18 protein-coding genes are annotated in these 20,428 nt (G+C 71.6%); all 18 read right to left on the reverse strand.

The window, feature by feature from the left end:
* Positions 1–28: 28 nt before the first annotated feature.
* On the reverse strand, positions 29–493 hold the full coding sequence (locus ACMTAK_RS23970; RefSeq protein ID WP_413808105.1) for a hypothetical protein: 465 nt from the start codon (positions 491–493) through the stop codon (positions 29–31).
* On the reverse strand, positions 493–1,533 hold the full coding sequence (locus ACMTAK_RS23975) for a hypothetical protein (protein ID WP_413808106.1): 1,041 nt from the start codon (positions 1,531–1,533) through the stop codon (positions 493–495). The genes ACMTAK_RS23970 and ACMTAK_RS23975 overlap by 1 nt, the downstream gene beginning before the upstream one ends.
* 1 nt (position 1,534) lies before the next feature.
* Complete coding sequence (locus tag ACMTAK_RS23980; protein ID WP_413808107.1) at positions 1,535–2,848, reverse strand: hypothetical protein; 1,314 nt, start codon at positions 2,846–2,848, stop codon at positions 1,535–1,537.
* Positions 2,849–6,085, reverse strand: coding sequence for a hypothetical protein (locus tag ACMTAK_RS23985; protein WP_413808108.1), 3,237 nt, complete (start codon positions 6,083–6,085; stop codon positions 2,849–2,851).
* A gap of 92 nt (positions 6,086–6,177) precedes the next feature.
* On the reverse strand, positions 6,178–6,468 hold the full coding sequence (locus tag ACMTAK_RS23990; protein ID WP_413808109.1) for a hypothetical protein: 291 nt from the start codon (positions 6,466–6,468) through the stop codon (positions 6,178–6,180).
* A 26-nt stretch (positions 6,469–6,494) separates the two neighbouring features.
* Entirely contained in the window at positions 6,495–7,025 is a 531-nt protein-coding gene (locus ACMTAK_RS23995) for a hypothetical protein (RefSeq protein ID WP_413808110.1), read from the reverse strand.
* A 229-nt stretch (positions 7,026–7,254) separates the two neighbouring features.
* Entirely contained in the window at positions 7,255–7,533 is a 279-nt protein-coding gene (locus ACMTAK_RS24000; RefSeq protein ID WP_413808111.1) for a hypothetical protein, read from the reverse strand.
* Positions 7,534–7,628: 95 nt separating this feature from the next.
* Complete coding sequence (locus ACMTAK_RS24005; protein WP_413808112.1) at positions 7,629–8,228, reverse strand: hypothetical protein; 600 nt, start codon at positions 8,226–8,228, stop codon at positions 7,629–7,631.
* Between the two features lie 11 nt (positions 8,229–8,239).
* A complete protein-coding gene (locus tag ACMTAK_RS24010) occupies positions 8,240–9,055 on the reverse strand; it encodes a hypothetical protein (RefSeq protein WP_413808113.1) in 816 nt (271 codons plus the stop codon).
* Positions 9,052–9,765 (reverse strand): hypothetical protein, encoded by a 714-nt coding sequence (locus ACMTAK_RS24015; protein ID WP_413808114.1) that lies wholly within the window; start codon positions 9,763–9,765, stop codon positions 9,052–9,054. The genes ACMTAK_RS24010 and ACMTAK_RS24015 overlap by 4 nt, the downstream gene beginning before the upstream one ends.
* Before the next feature lie 2 nt (positions 9,766–9,767).
* On the reverse strand, positions 9,768–10,469 hold the full coding sequence (locus ACMTAK_RS24020) for a hypothetical protein (RefSeq protein ID WP_413808115.1): 702 nt from the start codon (positions 10,467–10,469) through the stop codon (positions 9,768–9,770).
* A 136-nt stretch (positions 10,470–10,605) separates the two neighbouring features.
* Entirely contained in the window at positions 10,606–12,651 is a 2,046-nt protein-coding gene (locus ACMTAK_RS24025; protein WP_413808116.1) for a glycosyltransferase family 4 protein, read from the reverse strand.
* A 112-nt stretch (positions 12,652–12,763) separates the two neighbouring features.
* Entirely contained in the window at positions 12,764–13,234 is a 471-nt protein-coding gene (locus tag ACMTAK_RS24030) for a hypothetical protein (RefSeq protein ID WP_413808117.1), read from the reverse strand.
* A 3-nt stretch (positions 13,235–13,237) separates the two neighbouring features.
* Positions 13,238–14,173, reverse strand: coding sequence for a hypothetical protein (locus ACMTAK_RS24035; protein ID WP_413808118.1), 936 nt, complete (start codon positions 14,171–14,173; stop codon positions 13,238–13,240).
* The gene (locus tag ACMTAK_RS24040) at positions 14,170–14,793 is read right to left on the reverse strand and encodes a hypothetical protein (RefSeq protein WP_413808119.1); all 624 of its coding nucleotides are present in this window, start codon (positions 14,791–14,793) and stop codon (positions 14,170–14,172) included. The genes ACMTAK_RS24035 and ACMTAK_RS24040 overlap by 4 nt, the downstream gene beginning before the upstream one ends.
* On the reverse strand, positions 14,793–15,398 hold the full coding sequence (locus ACMTAK_RS24045; protein WP_413808120.1) for a hypothetical protein: 606 nt from the start codon (positions 15,396–15,398) through the stop codon (positions 14,793–14,795). Before ACMTAK_RS24045 ends, ACMTAK_RS24040 begins: the two co-directional genes overlap by 1 nt.
* Positions 15,399–15,671: 273 nt before the next feature.
* Positions 15,672–17,723, reverse strand: coding sequence for a hypothetical protein (locus tag ACMTAK_RS24050; protein WP_413808121.1), 2,052 nt, complete (start codon positions 17,721–17,723; stop codon positions 15,672–15,674).
* Positions 17,720–20,416: a hypothetical protein gene (locus ACMTAK_RS24055; protein ID WP_413808122.1), complete on the reverse strand. Its 2,697-nt coding sequence runs from the start codon at positions 20,414–20,416 to the stop codon at positions 17,720–17,722. Before ACMTAK_RS24055 ends, ACMTAK_RS24050 begins: the two co-directional genes overlap by 4 nt.
* Positions 20,417–20,428 lie beyond the last annotated feature (12 nt).

Below are 20,428 nucleotides of genomic sequence, written 5' to 3' on the forward strand. Positions count from 1 at the left end.
GGGCGCGCCGGGTGCGGTGGGCGGACGCTCAAGTGCCGGGCGCGTACGCGGTGAGGTGGACACGGACGCCCTCCCCTACCGGGGAGGAGACACCCGTCCCGCGGCGCGGCCGGGTCCTCCACACCCGGACGACGGCGTACGCCGCGGTGACCTCCTCCAGGGCCACGGACACCGTGCGGTCCTCGTCCTCCGGCGCCGGGTCGATGGCCACGGCGGCCAGGACTGGCGGCGCCGCGAGGGGGGCCGGGTACGTCCAGCGGGCGCGGCCGTCCTCGCCCGTAGCGACGACCGCGGCGACTGGCCCGGACGGGAGCACCGGCGGCGGAGGCGGGAGCGGCGGTAGCGGCGCCTGGCGGCCCTCCCCAGGCTGCCCGGCGGGCGGGGTCGGGCGGCTCCTCCTGGTGGTGCTCCTCGTGCGCCGGTCCAGGTCCCGGAGCATCCCCCCGAGCGGGTTGCCGGTCAGGCGCCGCGCCGGTCCTCCACGTGATGCCACTACGCCGCCTCCGCGCCGGTCGCCGCCAACTGCACTTGCACGCTCTCCCGGCCCGGCTCGTTCTCCCCGCCGCCGGTCTCCGAGACCTTGAGCCCCACGATCTTCATGCGCTGCGCCACCGTCCGGCACGTCGCCGTGGAGGTGATGTCCAGGCACCAGCCCGGGACCAGCTTCGCGACGTCCACCGCGGCGTCCGGCGATAGCGTCACCTGCTCCGTGTCAATGAACACCGGCGCCGGGACGGAGGCCCGCAGCTTGGAACGGGCCGCGGAGATCGCGGAGGCCTGGCTCTTGATGGACGTCTGCTCCACGTACCGCTCCAGGAGCCCGTAATACGAGTCCACGCCGCCCTCCTCCGCCATCACTCCGGAGTCCTCGTCCCCGGCCACGATCCACCGCGTGATGAGGTTGGAGCCGTCCTGGCCGATCACCAGCTCCTCCGGGAAGTCCGCGTCAGTGAGCCGGCCGACGCTCCCGGTGTGGTCCTCGGGGAGGAGGATGATCGTGGAGCCCACGGCCGTGTAGTCCAACCCGGTTTCCGCCAGGTCCCGGAGGTGGTCCCCGGTCTGTCCCACGCTCCGCGTGTACGCCCGGCCGCCGGTCACACCGGAGGGGCCCACGGCGTAGATGTCGTGGCCCGGGTCGTCCGGCTCAAATCCGTCCGTAATCAACCAGGTGGCAATGTCAGTGAGGTCGGAGTCCCCGAACGTGATCGACTGGTGCGGGACCCTACGGTCCAGCCACGCCAGGATGTCCGCGGCGAAGATTTCGATCTGCCCGGCGCGCCACTCGGGTTGGATGATGGGCCCGTTCCACACCGGCTGGCCGTCCCGGAACACGTGGAGCTCGTGCCGCCAGGCTTCCACCCGCTCCAGCCGGTTGCAGCAGTCACCGGAGGGGTTGATGAGGACGCGGGCGCTGGAGAACTCGTCCAGCTCGCGCGTCCACTCACACTCCGCGAGGACGTCCGCCTCCGCCACGGTGGCGCCGTCCCGGTCCACGATGCGCGCCTGGTGGGTTCCGCACCCTGCTACCGACACGTCAGTACCCCCGTCCCGAGACGCCCACGGAGATCACCGCTTGCGGTGAGGGCGGGTTGGCTACGTCGCTTTCGATGCATAGGCAGTACGTCGCGCACGAGAGCGGCGTGAAGGATACGGGGAGTCCGTCCCGGCCGTAGACGTCGGAGCTGGTCTCACACGCGCCGCCGCACTCCACGGTGGCCCGGCCGATCTGCCCGTCGAGGGTGAGCGCCCCGCCGGCGGGGAGGTAGCGCACGTGGTAGACGGAGTGCGGGTTGCAGCGCTGGAGCTCGGCCATGTCCTCACACGTCAGGGTGTCGTCCCCGGGGGTGCGCTCGTAGAACGTCAGGGTGAGGTTCCGGATGTCCTGGTCCTCCGCCCGGATGGTGATCATGGGGACGTCCACGGACCAGGCCGGGCGGTCTGTGAAGTCCACCTCGTAGCACTCCCGCTCAACCGCCAGCGGCACGCAGAAACACGTGTCCGGCATGTTCGGCACCGGCGGCGCCGGCGGGCGGCATAGCGGGTCTGCGCACGCCGCGGTGGGGTCCGGGCACGCGGCCAGCCGGCACGCCCCCTCACACCCCTCCTCCCCGCTCCCGTGGAGGCACCAGGTGACGCACTCCGTGGACGGGTCCACGGGAGGGGCCACCTCGAGCACGGGCATCGTGTCCGTGTAGAACCACGGCGTGGCGGCGGAGAGGACGAACTCCACTGTGATGATGTCCGCTCCGCTGGAGCACGCGCCGCGCGTGCAGCCGTCTCCGTGCCGGGCCGTCACGGACGGCCCGTCCACCAGGGCCACGCGGCGGACGCTCCGCCGGTGCCGCTCCGCGAAGGTCTCCGGGTCCAGGTCCTCCGAGGGGCAGCAGTTGAAGAGGGTCAGGCAGTCGCCTTCACACTCGCCGGTGGTGCAGCCGGTCAGGACCTCAGAGAGCCAGTGGAGGCCGTAATCGACCGCGCAACAGGTAGCGCCGAGGAGGACCGCGGTGACGGTGATGGTGCGTGGCATGACCCGGGCCGGGCCGAAGGAGCCGCCGCCGGTTACCGCGTTCGTCACGGACCGCTTCACCGGGTGCGTGTCGAGGCCGTCCACGGAGAGGACCAGGAGCCCGGCGAAGTCGGCGGACTCCGGGACGCTCTCGTCGTACCAGGGCGCGGCGTCCTCGGCCGGCGTCGTGTACGGGAGGTCCCCGACCAGTTCCGCCGTGAGCGTGTCGCACCGGCATGGCTCCGCCGACGTCAGGCCGGACCCCACCGTCTCCAGGTAGGTGGCCAGGCGAGCGTGGTTGGCGACCTCCACCCCGCCCAACGTGATGTAGTCCGTGAGCATTTAGAGCAGGCCTCCCGCCACCGCGAGGCGGGACGTGACGCGGTGCGCCGTGGTGCGCGCGTCCCCAACCTCGTTGATCGTCACGTACTGGTTCACCGTCCCGGCGGCCGGCGCGGCCCCCTTCCGGTCCGGCTTTCCGCCGGCGCCGAGGATGTCCAGGAGCCCGGACTCCTCCGCGAGTTGCCGGGCACGCTGCGGCCGGGTGAGGGGGATGATGACCTCCGGCCCGGCCTCACCGACGAGGCCGACCACGGGACGGTTGATGATCCCGCCGTCAGCGAAAGGGAGCACTTTCCGCACGGCAGACGGCAGCCCACTTTTGATCTTCGACATGAGCCGGCCGCCGATGTCACCAACCGCGCTCACGATCCGGCTCGGGAGGCCCTGGAAGAGGGACACCACGCCGGTGATGAGGGCGGACGCGGCGCTCCGGGCACGGCTCGCGGCACTGCGGAAGATGCCGGCGACCCGGCCCGCAAGACCACCCAGCGCACTGGCCACGCGGCCGGGTAGACCACGGAAGAACCCGACTACGCGCGAGACCCCGGAGGAGACCGTGGACACGGCGCGGGCGAGCATAGACGTGAAGACGGCGGGGAGCCGGGAGGCGAGCGACGCCACGAAGCCCATGACGCGGGAAATCATGGACGAGAAGAACGAGATCATGCGGGACGTCGCGGCACCGATCCGGGACGCTGCGGCGGTCACCGCGGCCCAGAGACGCCCCATCCACCCAATGACCGTCCCCACCGCCCGGTTGATAGCGAAGAACTGGGCAATCACCGCCACCAGCGGGGCCACGAGCTGGATAAACGGCGTGATCAGACGGAGCACCCACGCCACGAGTTGACCAATGAGACCGATGAGCGGGGTAAGTAGCGGCGCGAACTGAACGATCACGTTCAACACCGGGTTGAACGCGAGGAAGAGTTGAACGAGGGCCGGAGCCAGGGCCGCCAGGATCGGCCCGAGCGCTTGAATGACCGGGACCAGTGCGGCGCCTATGGCCTGGCCGAGCTGGACAACCGGCCCGAGGAGCTGGATGAAGACGGGCAGCAGCGCCTGAATGACCGGAACCAGCGCTCCGGCCAGCGTGGACACCAGTGTGGCGATGACCGGAACGAACTGCTGAAACGCCGCAACGATGGGCGCGATAAGCGGCGTGATGGCCTGGAGGATCGGGGCGAGCGCGGAGGCCAGGATGCCGGCCAGTTGCCCGAAGATCGGGAGCAGCGGGGCGAGCGCGGCAAGGATCTGGCCGATGGCGGCGCCGAGCGGGGCGAGGGACGGCCCGACCGCGGCGAAGGCCTGCGCCAGGCCCTCAGCTACCGCCTGGATACCGGGCATGATCCCGGCGATGGCGGGGCCGAGGGCGTTGATGACTCCGACGATGGCGGGCCCGAGCGCGGTAAGGATGGGCCCGATCGCGGGCGCGATGGCGCCCACCTGCGTGACCAGCGCGGAGAAGATCGGCCCGAGCTGTGCCGCTACCTGAGCCAGCGTGCGGAAGAGGGCGGTGATCGCCTCCTGTCCCGCAACCGAGCTGACGAACCGGGAGAACGACGCGGTGATCGTCTCCAAGTTCCCCACGAAACCGCCGCCTGCCGCGCCGGCGGCCTTGAAGACACCGGAGAGGATGTCCCCGACGTTGGACGCGATCCGCCCGAGCTGCGCCAGCGTCGATAGGGCGGCGGAGACTTTGTCCACAGCCTCCCCGGACGCCGCGAGCGTGGAGAGCCACGTCCCGAACCGCGCGCCAAGGTTCCCGATGGCCGTACCCGCGCGCTCACCGAACGCCGCGGCAATCGCGGCCCCGATGTCCAGAAAGCCCTTCGCCACCGGCGCGATAGCGGTCTGCAAACCGGACACCGCCTGGCGGGTGCCCTGGAGGAGAGCTTTGAGCGGCGCCGCGGCCTGCCCGGACGCCGCGAAGTCCAGGGCGGCGGAGGCGGCCTTACCGAACTCCGCCGCGATCCCGGACAGGCCCGCGCGTAGCGGCCCGGCGAGCGCGTTCGCCGCGGTGGTGATCTGGCCCGCAAAGCGCTCAAAAAACGCGTCCTGGACGGAGTTCCGGAGCTCTTCAAAAGCGGGCTTGAGGGCGCGGACCTCCTTCGCCGCTTTCTGCGCGGCGGGGGACAGGTTCTCCAGGGACTTCGTGAACTCCTCACCAGTCCCGGTGAGGGCGGCCTTAAAAGCGTCCTGGACGCCCATGAGGGCGAGCCGGAGGGTTCCCAGTGCGGCCTGCCACCCCAGGATGAGCGCCGGATAGGCGGCGAAGATCCCGCCCAGGGGGGCGAGCGCGCCCACCAGGCCGCCCACCGTCGTTGCCGCACTGGCAGCCGCGATACCAACGGCGCCGAGAACCAGGAGCCCACGGAGCGCACCGGCCACCCGGCCGGCGATCCCGCCGAGTGCGCCGAGGGTACGCCCGAGCCGGTCCGTATCGGCATTGACGTTGACCGTGACGTCCGGCGGACGGTGCGCCCGTAGCCGCGCGTCGAACTGAGAGAGGTCCGGGAAGACGGGGATGTTGATCCCGTCGATATCGGAGAGGCCGGCCACGAGCCGGGCCTCGAACTGCGAGAGGTCCGGGTGGATCGGGATGTTGATCCCGTCCAAGTCGCGGAGGCCGGTGATCAGGCCGCGGTCAAACCGGCGTAGGTCCGGGATGACGCGGACCTGGAGCTCCAGGCCGCGGAGCTCCTGGCGCAGCGTCGTGGCGAACCGGGAGACGTTCGGCGCGACCCGGACGGCGAAGTCGCCGAGGGTGCGGAGCTCCCGGCGTAGCGCCGTGGCGAACCGGGAGAGGTCGGGGACCAGCCGGACCGAGGCGTCCGCCAGGGAACGGAGCTGTGCCCGGAGGTTGGTCTCAAACCGGGCCAGGTCCGGGGTGACCCGGACCAGCGCGTCCGGGAGGGAGCGGAGCTGAGCGCGGAGGCTGGTCTCGAACCGGGCGACGTCGGGGGCGACGCGGACCGGGACATCCGCCAGGGCGCGGAGCTGCGTGCGGAGGTTGCGCTCGAACCGGGAGAGGTTCGGCTCCACCCGGACCGACGCGGTGACGTCCCGGAGGCCGTCACGGATGTTGCGGGCGATGGTCCGCCCGATGTTGCGGGTGGACCGGTCGAGGGCGCGCTCAATACGGGCCCCGACGTCCCGGGCGTCCGCTACCGCCTCGCTGTCGTCCAGCTCGATGCGGATGCGGGCCGCGCCGTAATCGACCTCGTCCTCGGCCACGGGGCAACCTCACGGAGTGCGTGATGGTCGCCCGGCCCAAAACCAGTCGGCGGCGGCCCGCTCACCAGGGCGGGCCGCCTCCAGACTAGCCGCTAGCGGCCCCCGGCCAGGCGGGCGTCCTCCGCCGCGAGCTGCGCCATGATGGACTGCGCCTGGCCCATGGACACCCCGTCACCCATAGAGGGCGGTGAGTCGCCCGTACGGGCTGCCCGGGACGCTCCCATGGACCGGGCGGGACGGGCGGCCCCCGCCCTGGCCCCGGGCCTGCTGGCACCCGCACGGCCCGCCCCGGCCGGCGGGGCGTAGAGCTTCGCGCGGTTGCGGGCACGCTCGGCGTCGTCCTCCGCGGCGGCGTCGATGGCGGCCTCCGCGGCATTCAGCAACCGCCGGAGAGTCCAGGAGTGGAGGTCTACCCCTTGGAGCGAGAGGTGGCCGTCCCACGCCTCGTACCCCTCGGCGATGGAGAGGAGGAGGCGGTGGACGACCCAGTAGGGCGCTGCCCGCCTCCGTAGAGCTCGGCGATCCACTCCAGGATCTCCATGAGGACGCGTAGCGGGAGCTGGAGGGATTCGTCCCGGACGGTGGCGCCCGTGACACCCTCGGCGGCGGACTCAGCCTCCTCGCGGGTCAGGTAGGCGCCGGCCTCCTGGCCGCCCTTGAGGACGACGAAGCGGGAGAACATCTCCTTCGACTCCGGCATGAGGAGGTTGAAGAGAAAGCCGCGGAGTTCCCGGATGATCTCGGCGGCCTTCCCGAAGTCCATCCCGGAGAGGTCGTTCGCGGAGCCTTCCCCGAGCCCCCGGTAGGTCTCCTGGAGCTGAACGTACCCCTCCAGGAACTCATCCCCCATGACCTCCGGCTGGAAGTGGAGCTCAAGGCCGTCTCCGAGCTCCGCGACGTGCGGCGTCTTGTTGAGTGTGAATGACCGGCGTTCTCCCACGGCAGGGGTCCTTTGCTCCCGTCCGCGCCATCGCCCGGCCCACAACCAGCGGCGTACGCGTACCAGGGAGGAGGGTAGCCGCGCCCGGCCCGGGCGGGAGACGGCACGGAGGCCGCTCCCCGCCCTCCCGGCATGAGGGGCCCCCGGCCAGGCCGGGGCAAGAGGAGCGGCCTCCGCCGCTGCACTGATCAGCTCCCGGCAGGCTGGCACGCGCCACCCGCCGGGTCAACTACCGGCCGAGCCGGAGCGCGCGGCCCATGAAATCGTTCGGGTCCGTTCCCGGGTGCCGGACGACCTTCCGAAAGAGGACCTGTCCGCCGACCTCGAACCGGAGGAACTTCGCCCGGCGGGCCCGGATGAGGTGAGGGCGCGTGCCGTCCAGCACGTAGAAGACGGCCGGGTGATCACACGTCACCACGCCCTGGAGGCCGCGCGGCCCCTCCTCCACCCGCCAGTCCACATAGGAGCCCATGGAGCCCGGCGCGCCGGCGGCCGCGATGTCGGCCACCCGCCGCGTCCTTGCCCGGAGGCGCCGCTCCGCCGGCCCTCCACGGGCGCGGAGGAGCCGCGCGAGTCGGCTCGGATCCACCGTCACGCTCACGCTCATGAGGTCCCGTCCTCTCCCGGGCACTTCCCGCAGCCCGGCAACGCTACGGTGACCCGTTGCTCCAGGCCCACGCAACCGCCCTCCGGGCCGATGACGCGCTGAGCTCCCATCACGAACCGGTACGGACGGCGGGGGTTGGGGCCGAGCTCGGGGAGGCAGCACCACAACGCGCTGTAGACCGTGCTCATGTCCACGTGGAGGACCCGGGCGGCCTCCGTCTGCTCCTCACACGTCGGCGGACACCCGCCCTCGTCCATGACGGGCGCGCACCGGAGGAGGGTGATCACCAGCTCCAGGGCGGTGAACGGCGCGACCTGGCAGCCGCGGACGCCCTGGACGGTGCGGTCCTCCGCGGGGAAGTTCTGCCCGGCCGGGAAGAGACGGGACGCGGACACGGTGAGCTGCCCCGGCTCACCGCCCGGCCCGCAGTCCTCGGGACCGCACCCGTCCCACGCCACCACACCGGGCACCACGCAGGCGCGGCACGGGCAACCGGGCTGCCCGGGCACGTCCTCCGCCACGGCGTCCAGCGCGGCGCACACGCAGCCGAGGACGGCCTCCGCCAGGTCGTGGACGGAGTACGGGGTGAGCGGCATGAGCGGGCCTCCTACGGCCAGGTGGTGACGCGTGGGCGCTTGAAGTCCGGGGAGTACACCCGGCCCGGCGAGCGGAGCCGGTATGGGTTCACGGCCATGAGCCACATGTCCACGACCGGTAGCCCGGTCAGGCCCTCGGCGTAGAGGAGCGTGACGTCCTGGCGTTCCATCTCCACGCCCAGGCGCGTCATCCGCGTCATGCGGGGGTTGGCTTTGCAGCCGCAGGAGCCGCCGCTCCCGCACCCCTTGAGGTAGTGGCACACCAGCTCCGACACCGCGGCCACCGCGGCATCGTCCAGGGCCAGGCCCCACCGGTAGGTCACGGTCAGGGTGCCCGGCGCGCCGGGCGGCTCGGCCATCTCCTGGCACTTCGGCCAGTGCTGGCCGCCGAGGCGCACCAGGCGGCCGGGTGCGTCCACCCGGTACTCCAGGCCGGGGATGAGGATGTGGCCGCCGTCGTTGACCTCGACCACGTCGAACACCGGGCCGGGGAAGTAGAGCTCGGAGAGCTCGGAGCAGGAGCAGGAGCTCTTACAGCCGCACAGGGACGCGTTACGCCAGACGCCGTCCGCGCCGATGTACGGCACCCACCCACCGGTGGACGCGCCCGTGGAGGCCTGGAAGGAGATCGGGCCGGTCGTGTCCAGGCACGAGCGGGCGCACGGCCTCACGGTCACCGGGCACGGCCCGTAACGCATCCCGGAGAGGTGCCAGAGGATCGTGGACGCGACCCGCGTCCAGCGCGCCACGTCGGCCGGGTCCCGGTCCTCCACATCGCAACAGAGGTCCACCGGCCAGGGGTCACACGGCCCTACCTGGAGGCTCACGGGCGCCGCCTCCTCGTCTCATACGGACCCGGCCGGCGGAACGTCTCGCGGATGAACCGGCCCACGTGCCCGTTCGTGAAGGAGTCCGGCATGGTCGAGAGGAACGCTGCCTCCCGGTCGAAGGAGGGGGCGCGCTGGAGGACCTTGACGTCCCTCATGCGCGTGCCGCCGATCCCGGCGAGGTTCCCGTACATCGAACGCTTGTGGAGGACGTCCAGGTGGGCGCCGATCTCCAGCGCGGCCAACATGCCGCGCTTCGTGACGGGGAGCGGGACGTGGAGCTCGTAGGAGAGCGGGTCCTCATGGCCGAGGCTCGCCAGGAGGTCCCGGGTTTCCCGGAGCCCGCGGAGATAGGAGCCGTTGCCGCGGGTGGCGTAGTAGGACTCCACCTCCCGGACCGGCCCGCGGTGGAACACGGGCATGGACTCCTGGCGGCGCATCACGAAGAAGTCGTCATTGACGGCCAGGAACGTGTCCGACACGTCCGGGTGTTCGCACGCGGCGCGCATGGCCAGGGTCGTGTTCCGGTACTTCGTGTTCCCGGCCTGGTGGGTCGGGATGTGCTCCACACCGGTGGCCCACGGCGGCCGGTAGCCGACCAGCCACACCCGCCGGTGCGGGAGGTTGACCGCCCACGAGCGGAGCGCGTAACGCAACGCTTCGTTGGCGGCGCCCTCCCGCACCGGCACCACGATGTCGAAGTCGCCCATCGTCAGGACGCCATGCAGAACTCGCCGGCGACCGGGACGTACGTGGTGGACGGCTCCGGCGGGGCGATGTTCGTGATGAACATCCGGCGGTGGCACGTGGGGCCGAGCGGGGTGAGCATCGGGCCCGGGGTGGCGGCGGCGTCCTGCGCCTGGACGTCGTAGGGGCCGGTCCCCCACCGGCCTCCCGCGCGGGTGGCGCCGGTGAGCTCCAGGTTCACCGCCTCGTTCGCCAGCTCCAGGTCACCGATGACGCCACCGGTCACCCACGGGAGGAGGAAGTACACCCACGCCCCTTCGGCGGCCTCGTCGGCGCACACGTCCTCCCCGAGGACGTCCGTCCAGACTTCCAGCGCGAAGCCGGAGTTACAGGGAATGGAGCAGGAATCGAATCCGATCGGCTGGCCGGCGTAGTCGAAGTACACCGGGGACCCGGTCATGATCTCGATCAGCTCGGGCGAGGCCTGGAAGAACGTGAAGGTGAGGTCGTAGCCGTTGAGCGTGGGGCATCCGCGCTTGAACCCGCACTGACGCCCGTTGGCGGCGGTGAAGACGATGTCTTCACCGTCCTCGATGTTCGCCTCCATGCTCACGGAGGCGAAGCAGTCGGTGACGTATGCGGAGTCCTCACCACAGACGGGACGGCCGCAGCCATCCACGCGGGTGATCCGGACGGTAGCCGCGTTCGAGATGAGGGGAGCTGCCACTGTGGCCCTCCAACAAGGGGGTTGGACGGCTCGGCCCACAACCAGCAGCAGGGAGACGGCGTGTGCGTCTCGGCCCGGCCCAGAACCAGCGGCTACCAGGAGTCTAGCCGCGCCCCCCCTTCCCCGGCGGGACGAGTTACCCGGCGGCCAGGTCCCGGATGACGTCCACCCACGCCTGGAGCTCCGCCCGGCTCTGCCGCTCCAGGAGCGCGGACCGCTCCCGCGCGGCCGTGGTGAGGCGAGCCCGGCGGGTGGTCGCCTGATGGAGCTCCCGGATCATCGCCGTCCAGGCGCGGGTGTCGGCTCGGTCCAGGAACACCGCGGCGTCCCCGAGCGCTTCGCGTAGGCCCGGAGTGGGGTGGGCGATCACGGGGATACCGGAGGCCAGGGCCTCCACCGCGGCCAGGCCGAACGACTCGTACACGCTCGGCATGAGGAGGACGCGGGTGTGGGCCCACACGTCCCGCCGCATGTCGGAGGTCTGGCCGATGATCCGCGTGTTCGCCAGGCGGGGGCGGAGGACCTGCGGGCCGTGCCCTCCGGTGACGCCGAGGAAGGGGAGCCACGGGAGCGCCCGGGCGGCGGCGCGCCAGGTGTCGACGCCTTTGTCTCTGTTGAGGTTGACCAGCGTCACGTGACGGCCCATCCCGGGGGCGCGGTGCTCGCCGGGGTCCACCGGCGGGTGGACGACCAGCCGCGGGACCTGGTCCACCTCGAGGTAGCGGGCCGCCAACGACTTGAGGACCCATTCCGTGTTGTAGACGGCCAGGTCCGGGCGCGCCATGAGGCCTTGTGCCGCGATGTCAAAATCTGAGTGGACCAGGAGCACCGAGCGGGCGCCGATGGTCCGGGCGTGACCGATGGCGCGGGCGGCGTAGTCGTGGTGGGTGACCACGACGCGGGGGCCGGCGGTGCGGAGGAAGTCCTCCGCCGCCTCCGCGTCAGCGTGAAGGTAGGGGACGCCGTCCACCTGCCAGGAGGCGGGCGCCTCGGGCATGTTGGAGCACACCACGGCCACGCTCACCCCGGCCTGGTGGAGGGCCCGCATCATCGTGTGGAGCATCGTCTCCGACCCGGCACGCCGGTACGGGACCCCGAAGTGGACCCACGCCGCCACCTGGACCCTGGAGGGCACCTCTCCAGGCACGGACAGGGTGGGCGCCGGCCGCACGGGCGCGGGAGCGGGGGCGGGGGCGGGGCGCCGGGCGGCGGCGGTGGGGCGGACGAGGTCCGTGCAGGCCCGTTCGAACGCGGCCACGTCCGCCACGTAGTCCACGCCGCTGGTGTGCGCCCGGGCACGCTCCGCCGCCGCGGCGTAGGCCGCCTCGTCGTCCAGGCGGCGGATGGCGGCCACCCACGCGTCCGGGTCCTCCCGCGGAAGGTAGGCGGCACCCTCGCCCAGTGCCTCCCGGATGCCGGGGAGCGGGGCGGCCAGGACGGGGATACCGGAGAGCATGGCCTCCACCCCGACCCGGCCCCACGACTCCGTCACGGAGGGCATGAGGAGCAGCCTGGTGCGGGCATACACGGCGGCCGGCTCCGTACGGTCGATCACCTCCACGTTCGCCGGGAGCGGGACCTCCTCATGCCACGGGGTGCGCACCGCGAGGAACCCGCGCTCCGGCATCCGCTCCGCGACGGCGGCCAGGACGTCCGCGCCCTTCGCCGCGGTCGTCCCGTTGAGCGTCACCAGCTCCCCCGGCATGGTGCGGTAGCGGGCCGGGTCCACCGGCGGCGGGAGCACCACCGCCGCGCCCTGGTAGGGGTAGTGGTCGGCGCACGCCCGGGAGGGGAACCAAGCCAGGTCCGGCCGGCCCAACTCCAGGCGCGGGGACATGCCGTGAACCATGAGGATGCGGCGCACCCGGCGGGGGAGCTCGGCGACCATGCGGACCGCGCGCCGGTCCCCGTGGTGGGAGATCACCAGCTCCGGCCGCGCCTCCCGCACCGCGGACCGCCATGACTGGAGCGGCCACACGGTCACTCCGGCCTCCGTGTAGCGCCGGCCGGGGTCCCGGGAGGAGGTGACCACGTGCACGAGGTGCCCGGCCGCCGCCAGGCCGAGGGCGTACTCCCGGGTGGTGATGAACGCCCCGGCCGCCGGCACCGCACCCCACGCGGGGAGGACCACCAGGACGCGAAGGCGGGGAGCCCGGGCAGGGCGGGGCAGGCTGCTGGTCATGGTCCCTTCCAGTGGGTTTGAGGGGGGCCGGGTCAGGCGGCGTGGACGGTGACGCCGACGGCGGCCGTGCCCCCGGGCAGGAGGCCGGGCCGCTGGTAGCTCCCGGATGTGCTCATGCGATGCGCTCGAACCTGAGCGTCGTACGGCCGTTAGCGTCCGAGATGACCCGGGCCACGCTGGAGTTACCGCCAGCGACGTTGCGGACCGCCTGAAGGCGGATGACGCGTGAGCCCGGCACCGTGTACGGCACGAGGACGGCCCCGGACTGGTTGCCTCCTTCGGTAACCGCGGTGGTGGCCGGGGTCACCGTGTTGGCGATCTGGTAGACCAACACCTCACTATCCGGCACCACCACCCCCGCCGTGACGTCCCACAACCGGGCGCCGATCCATACGTTGACGCCGTCCGCGGCGGTGAGGGTGGCGCGGACCGTGGCGTCCAAGTGGTAGGTCCCGGCGGCCGGGAGGGTCACCTGACAGCCGGTGTTCGTCCACACTCCAGTGCCCACCGGCTGGAGGTCCACGGCGGCCGGGAGCGTGTCGAAACCGCGTTCCGAGATGCGGATGCTGCTTGAAGTCCCCATGGCTCAGTCCCAATCCGTGTAGACGTGCTCGGTCCAGTGGACGAGGAAGTCCGCGCCCGCGGCCGTGCCGGTGAAGATGAGGGACCCGTCCAGGGCGAGGTCATAGGAGTCCCCGTCCACGCCCCACGAGAGCGTCACCCCGGCCGGCACCGTGACGTCGTCCTCGAATGTGGTTGGCGCGCCGCCGTGGGAGGAGCCGGAGCCTGCGGCCTGGACGCGGACGGCACCCGCGAGGACGGTGAGGGTGACGGACTGGATGTCTGAGGGGAAGGCGTCGATGTTCCCGGCGGTGACGGCGCCCGTGTAGCGCTTGATGCGGGGGCGTACCCGGTTCGTCGGGGAGGTCCGCGCGTCGGGGACGGCCTGGACGGAGCACTCCACGATTTGCTTCGGGTCCGGGGCCGGGACGGTGGCGCCGGCGTCGTTCACCCACCGGACGGTGGTCTGGCCGTCGCAGTCCACTTCCGTGATGCGGCGGAAGAACTGGTCAGGGACCACGATCTCCGCCGGGGTGAAGGTGATCGTCTCGCCAGTGTCGTTGTCCACGAGGGTGATGACGCCGTAGTCCGTGCCCGTAGGCGGGAGCGCCCGGGAGCGGATGTGATAGGCGCACAGGTCAGAGACGGCCGTGGCCCAGTTCCCACCAAAAGGGTCCCACGTGTTGAGGGCCGCGGCGAGGTCGGAGAGCAGCGGTGCGCCGCACTCGTCCAGCCCGTCATTGAACGGCGTAAGGACGTTCCGGCCGTTGATGATCCACGACACGAACTTGACGTTCGGCCGGTCACAGACGCCGCCCGGCGTCCCGTTGATGGCGGAGACGCCGCACGGTGTGGTGGCAGAGTTGTCGTACGACATGTACCGGAACCCGGGGATCTTCCAGCACTCATTCGCGAGGGTCTGCGGGCACTCAATGGATAGCCCTGCTGCGGTTCCGGTCATGCTGGTGTGTCTCCCGTCGGTCCGATCCAGTGCATGGAGATCCGCGTGCGGCCGTCCGCGTTGGAGATCACGGAGGCGGTGCCGGCCTGGCCGATGCGGTACGCCCATAGGGTCACGACGTCGCCCGCGGCGAAAAAGTGGAGGAAGGAGAGGCCGCCCGTCGCATTGTTGGCGCTACCCGCCCCGGCGGTGCCGATGATCAGGGCCTCACTCCCGACGATTGCCGCGCCGTTCTTGTAGAGCGCGGTGGTGACGTACTCGGCGCCCGCCGTGGCCGCGGGCATCGCGACGGCGCCGCGTGCGTTGTAGTCGACCTCCCACACTCCGGCGCGCGGGATCGTCAGGTCCGGGATCTCCGTCACCTGCTCATAGACCCGGTCTGCACCGTCCAGGGCGTGGGTGAAGGTGAGCGTGGAGTTCTGCGCCCACGAGCCGTCAGCAGCCAGCTGCCACACGGCGGGACACGCCCCGTCCGCCGGCGGTGTGACCGTGATGCCAGGGCCGGCCTGGAGCTGGACCTCCGGCACGAGGAGCCCGGCCGCCGTCTGTGTGAGCGCGTTGCACGAAGACTCCACCAGCCGGGGGTCCACGCGGTAGATACGCCCGCATCCGCCTGCCATCAGTCAGCCACCTTGACCCAAGTTAGAAACGACGCGCCCCCGACGAAGCGCGATGTCTGGATGGTCGACCCGCCGGTCAGGCCGTCACCGGCGCCGCCGCCCTGCAAAATCGCCTGCACGCGGATCGTCTTCGTGCCCTGTGCCGCCGTCACGGTCACCAGCCCGGAAAGAGACGTGGTGTTGCTCATGCAGTGCTGGAATCGGGTCTGGGCGTTGGTTGAAAACTGGTGCTGCGATCCCTGGCGCGGGGCGAGCTCAACGGCGCCTGACTGCGCGTGGATCAGGCGAACCATCGTCCACAGGTTCGTGGTGCCCGCGGCGTCCACGGTGGCGCAGATCTGCGTGTCGATGTCGGCGGTGATGAGGTACACCCCGGGATCGGGGAGGACCGCGGTGAGCGCCGTGGTCACCCACGCGCCGCTGGTCCGGGAAGGGAGGAGGTTGGCGTCCGCCACGGGCCCGGCCTCACCCCTAAGCGGCGTGAGGTACGCCTTCACGGTGTACGTCTGCGGGCAGGCGTTTGCGGCCGGGGCCGTGACCACCACGTCCACCGACTGAAGATCATTCGCGATCCGGCCGGGCGCGGGGCCGAGCGTGCCGACCACGCTCGTCTCCGGGACGAGGAGCCCGGAGGCCGTACAGGTGAGCCCGTTACACGGAGCGGGATGGATGACCGGCGTTGCGCGGAGCGGCGCGCCGGCGGAGCCGTCCCCGCTGACCGTGATGCACGTGGTGCTCGCAAACTTCGGGGTGACACCGTCCTGGCCGTCCGCGCCTGGCGGTCCGGGAGGCCCGGGAGGGCCGCCGGGTGTCCCCGGTGGGCCTGGAGGGCCGGGCGGTCCCGGCGTTCCGGCACAGCATGCTCCAGCCATGTCAGGTCACCCCCTGTAGGTGAAGTGGAGGAGGACGTCCGAACCGGTGCCGACGCTGCCCCCGGTCCATGTGGTGAGGGCCTGGTCGGTGTCCTGCGACACGGACCAGGAGAGCGTGACGCCGGCCGGGATGGTCGCCGTGCCGTCGTCGGTGGTCACCGTCCCCTGACCGGCGAGGACGGTGAGGGTGGCGGACTGGAGGCCGGGGTGGATGCCAGAGAGGTTCACTACCTCGTCCCCAGAGGTCCGGCGGATGCCGGTGAACAGGGGCTCCGGCTCCTCCAGGCTGGCCGTGCACTCCCCTGGCGCAACCGGGGTGTACGGCTGCGTCAGGTCGCCGTCCCGGTAGGTGCCGAGGAGCGCCGGGGCATCACCGCCACACGGGTCCACGGCCCACAACTCCGTATACGTCACCTCACCGATGCCGTCGCCGTCGGCATCGTCGCAACCGCACCTCTCAATGACCTGCTTCGCGCACCCGTCCGGAGCAGGGCACACCGCGAAACTTGCGCCGGCGGGCGGGGTGGCTGGTGCGCCGGTCACCGCGTCGACGTAGCGGGTTTCAGTGCGCGCTCCGGTGGCGTCGTAGACGACCTCCGCGCGGATGTTCTGCAAGACGTTGCCGGTGGCGTCATCGATGAGGCACAGCGGGATCGTCTCGACGTCAGCCTCGGCCGGCGTCGCCTGCGGGGTACAGGTGCCGACGATGCCCGCCGGCGTGTAGAGGGCGCCGTCCAGGGCGTAGTCCGTGTACCCGTTGATCTGGCCGGACACGTCGCGCCAGTAGTCCCGCACGAATGCGGTCACGGTGCCGTCCGCGGCGGTGTCGCATAGGACCACGGCGTCCGACTCCGGCTGCTCCGGCGTAGCGGCGGGCTCCGCATCGCAGGCCGTGACCTCGCCTGTGGGGACGTATGGCGTTGTCCCGTCCAGGGCCGTATCCGTTGTCGATGTCACGGCGCCGGAGCAGTCACGGCAGATCGTCCGGAGGAAAGGCACGGGCGTGACAAAGGGCGGGTCTACGGGGTCGGACGGGGACTCCGGGACCAGGTCACAGAGCGTCAGAGTCTCGCAGCCGTGGCACGGCTCCGCCTGGCAGTTTCCAACAGTGCCGGACGGCGTGTAGGCCGCGCCGTCCAGGGTGTAGTCCGAGTGACCGGTGATCGCGCCGAGTTCATCCCTGCGGTAGTCCCGGATGTACGGGGTCACCGTGCCGTCCGGTGCGGTGTCGCAGAGGACCGCGAGGTCCTGCTCCGGCTGCTCCACCCCGGCCGGGCACACGCTGATAGTGCCTTGCGGTGTGTAGGTGGAGCCGGTGGTGGCATCCACGAGACGCACGCCGGAGATCGTGCCGTCCGCGGCGTAGCTGTACTCGATGAGGACCAGGCCGAGGACGGTCCCGTCCGGGGCGAGGTCACAGAACGTACCTGAGACCTGGACGGACTGGCCCTCCCCGCAAGCGATCGTGCCCGCGGGCGGGGCGCCAGCGGAGAAAGCGCCGGTGCGGAGGTTGACCCATCCTTCCTGCGTGGTGACGCCTTCGCAGTCCCTTACGACGGTGACGGCGATCGGTGTCCCGTCCGGGAGGCACAGGCCCACGGTGGCGGTGGGCGTCGTCGGCTGCTCGCAGTCCGGGGCGGTCGGGCAGACCTGGACCGTGCCCGTGACGGTGTAGGCGGCGCCGTCCAGGGTGCGGTCCAGGGTGGCCAGGAGCGCGCCCTGGCAGTCGTACGTGGTGGCCCGGGTGAACTGGACGGCGGTCCCGTCAGCCTGGACGTCACAAAGGACCTGCGCCGCGGTGGTGGCGTTGCAGCCGTCCGGGGCGCACGGGCCTAGGGTGCCCACGGGCACGTAGGCGTCACCGGTGACCGGGTCCACAATCCGGGTGGCGAGACGGTCCCCGCTGGTCGCGTCGTAGACCGGCTCCACGAGGGCGACGCCTGCCACCGTGCCGTCCGGGAGGACGTCACAGAGGAGGACGGTCGCCACGTCCAACCGGGAAGTCGCGGCGGGCGTTCCGCTGATGATGACGGGCCCCTGACCACAGCATCCGCTCACAGCTGGACTCCTCCAAGGGTGTAGGTGACGGTGACGATTCCGCCTGTGGCGGTGATGATCAGGGGGCCGGTCAGGAGCGCGTCCCCTTCCCTGCTCGTGGACCAGGTGACGGACTCGCCCTGGAAGAGGGTGGAAGTGCCGTCGCTGGTGGTGATCTGGCCCGGCCCGGTGTGGGCGGTCGCCGTGACGGACTGGAGCGCCGCCACGGAGTCCGCATTCCAGGAGGCACCCACCGCGAGCTGGACGCGGCCAGGCTGGACACCGAGAGCCGGGTCCGCGCCCTCGGCGCCCGCGTCGCAGTCCACGGGCGCTACGGGCGTGTACGGGGCGGCCAGGTCCGGCGTGTAGGTGCCGATGCTGGAGAGCGCTCCGGCGCAGTCCACGGTCAGGAGCTCCGTGTACTCCGTGTCCGCGATGCCGTCCCCGTCCGTGTCGTCGCATCGGCACGCGCTGAGGACGTTCTGTGCCTCACACGGCACGGGTTCCTGACCGGCGGCCGTCTGGCACTGGCCGACCGTCCCGGACGGTGTGTAAGGCGCGGTCCCGTCCAGCTCCAGGTCCTCAGTGCTGGCGACCTCGCCGGTGCAGTCGAATGTCAGGCGCCGCACGAAGGGGGTGACCGTGCCGTCCGCTGCGGTGTCGCACAGGACCAGCGTCTCCGTGTCGCCGCACGGCGCGGCCGAGCCACCGGACCCGCCCCCGCAGGCCATGTATCCGTCCGGGAGGCCGCCCTCGTACCGGTTGCCGTCCGGGTCGATGAACGTGGTTGTACCGCAGTCGCGGTACTCCACCGTCCAGTACTCCGGTACGCCCGGCACACGGTAGGTGAGGGTGACGTCGAGCAGGACTCCGCCGTTACTCCCGGGGCCTGCCTCGGTGACGCGGACGGCGAGGCGGTTGATGCCCCGTATGGCGCCGGCGATGCGGTGTTCCGCTTCGCGGTAGGGCGGCTGGTTGAACCACGTCCCCGCCTGCGGGTTGGTCCGCGTCTCCGCCGCGCCGTTGAGGGCGTACCCCGGTACGGCGTTGTCCGCGTTGAGCGTGTCGATCTTGATGGTGGTGGCGTCCAGGACCGCATCGTCCGGCAGCTCGAACGTGGTGACCATGTAGTAGTCGACCGGGGCCCCAGCGGGCAGCGGCGTGGTCATCGTGCTCGGGGTCAGGGACACCCACCCGCCGCCGGGGGGATGCGGAGTCGTCCAAGCCGCCGGTCCGGCAACGTCGTAGACGGGGCGGCCTCCGGCCGGGGTCATTCCCCAAGTCCAGGCCGGGTCTACGCGCCCGCTGGCGTTGCCGGGGTTGGACACCACCCGCTTGGACGTCGGCAGGAGCGGGGTGACACACACGGCTTCCCGTGTGGTCTCGCAGCACTCGCCAAGACGCGTGCCCGCCGGCAGCGTGTACGGGGCGCCGGTCATCGCGTCGACGAGCCGCGTCGTCACCGCCTCACCGTTGCCGTCGTAGACCGTCTCACGGCGGACCCGGGCGACTGTGACACCCGTGACGGCGTTCACGACGCACAGGGGCCAGGACTCCACGTCTGCCGTCTCAGGCTCGGAGCAGACACCAACGGTCCCGGCCGGGGTGTACGGGGCTCCGCCGAGGGTGTAGTCCGTGTGCCCGCTGATCTGCCCGCTCGCCGGATCGCGCCGGTAGTCCCGGACGAAGGCGGTGACCGTGCCGTCCGCCGCGGTGTCGCAGAGGACCGCGATGTCCTGCTCCGGCTGCTCCTCAGTGCCGGCGGGGCAGTGCCGTAGCTCGCCCTGGAGGGTGTACGTGTTGCCGGTGGCCGGGTCGACCAGGCGCACGCTCGCCAGGCTGCCGTCCTCGTTGTAGGCGTACTCCACGAGGACCAGGCCGAGGACGTCCCCGGTGGCCGGGTCGGTGTCGCAGAGGAGCCCGGCGAGTTCGAACGCGCGAGCGTCCCCGCACGCGGCGGCCCCGGCCGGTGGCGGGCCGCTGGTGTAGGCGCCGGTGGTGAGGTTGAGCCACCCCTCTTGTGTGGTGACGCCGTCGCAGTCCCGGGTGATGACCACAGCGAGCGGGGTCCCGTCCGGGAGGCAGAGGCCGAGCGTGGCCGCCGGCGTCGTCGCCTCCGCGCACGGCGTGCCACCGCCGCCGGTCCCGGCGCACGTGGTGACGGTGCCGTTCACGACGTGCGGGGTGAGGCCGTCCAGCTCGAAGTCCACATAGGTGGCCGCGCCGTTGAGCCAGGTGTAGCGACGGAGGAACGGGCCGCCGTCATCGCAGAGGGTCAGAGTCTCCGACTCCTGACACCCGTACTCGCAGTCCACCGGCGCGGCCGGCGCGTACGGGACGCTCGGGTCGTCCTGGTAGGTGAGGACCAGCTCCGCCGAACCGTCCGCGCGGATGCACCAGAGCTCCGTGTACGTGGCGTCCGCCTGGCCGTCCCCGTCCGTGTCGTCACAGCGGGTCCGGCACACGGTGTCCACGCACCCGGCGTCACACGGCCCGGCCCCCTCCGGCGGGGGCCCGGCCGTGTAGAGGCCGGTGGTGAGGTCGATCCAGCCCTCTTGGGTGACCGTGCCCGCGCAGTCCCTCACCACGGTCACCGCGATGGGCGTTCCGTCCGAGAGGCACAGGCCCACCGTGGCGACCGGCTCCGTGGGGTTCGCGCACGTGGGCACGTCCGGCCCGCAGTTGCAGTTCGTGAAGTTGCCGCTGACCGCCATCAGTCCGCCGCC

Origin of the sequence: Streptomyces lacaronensis (genome assembly GCF_047337785.1) — a bacterium.
Taxonomy (GTDB): Bacteria; Actinomycetota; Actinomycetes; order Streptomycetales; family Streptomycetaceae; genus Streptomyces; species Streptomyces lycopersici.

Excerpts from the sequence above, each read along its gene's own strand:
- ACMTAK_RS23980 (WP_413808107.1), bottom strand. The coding sequence starts at position 2,848 with ATGCTCACGGACTACATCACGTTGGGCGGGGTGGAGGTCGCCAACCAC.
- ACMTAK_RS24005 (WP_413808112.1), bottom strand. The coding sequence starts at position 8,228 with ATGCCGCTCACCCCGTACTCCGTCCACGACCTGGCGGAGGCCGTCCTC.
- ACMTAK_RS24015 (WP_413808114.1), bottom strand. The coding sequence starts at position 9,765 with ATGGGCGACTTCGACATCGTGGTGCCGGTGCGGGAGGGCGCCGCCAAC.
- ACMTAK_RS24025 (WP_413808116.1), bottom strand. The coding sequence starts at position 12,651 with ATGACCAGCAGCCTGCCCCGCCCTGCCCGGGCTCCCCGCCTTCGCGTC.
- ACMTAK_RS24030 (WP_413808117.1), bottom strand. The coding sequence starts at position 13,234 with ATGGGGACTTCAAGCAGCATCCGCATCTCGGAACGCGGTTTCGACACG.
- ACMTAK_RS24035 (WP_413808118.1), bottom strand. The coding sequence starts at position 14,173 with ATGACCGGAACCGCAGCAGGGCTATCCATTGAGTGCCCGCAGACCCTC.
- ACMTAK_RS24040 (WP_413808119.1), bottom strand. The coding sequence starts at position 14,793 with ATGGCAGGCGGATGCGGGCGTATCTACCGCGTGGACCCCCGGCTGGTG.
- ACMTAK_RS24055 (WP_413808122.1), bottom strand. The coding sequence starts at position 20,416 with ATGGCGGTCAGCGGCAACTTCACGAACTGCAACTGCGGGCCGGACGTG.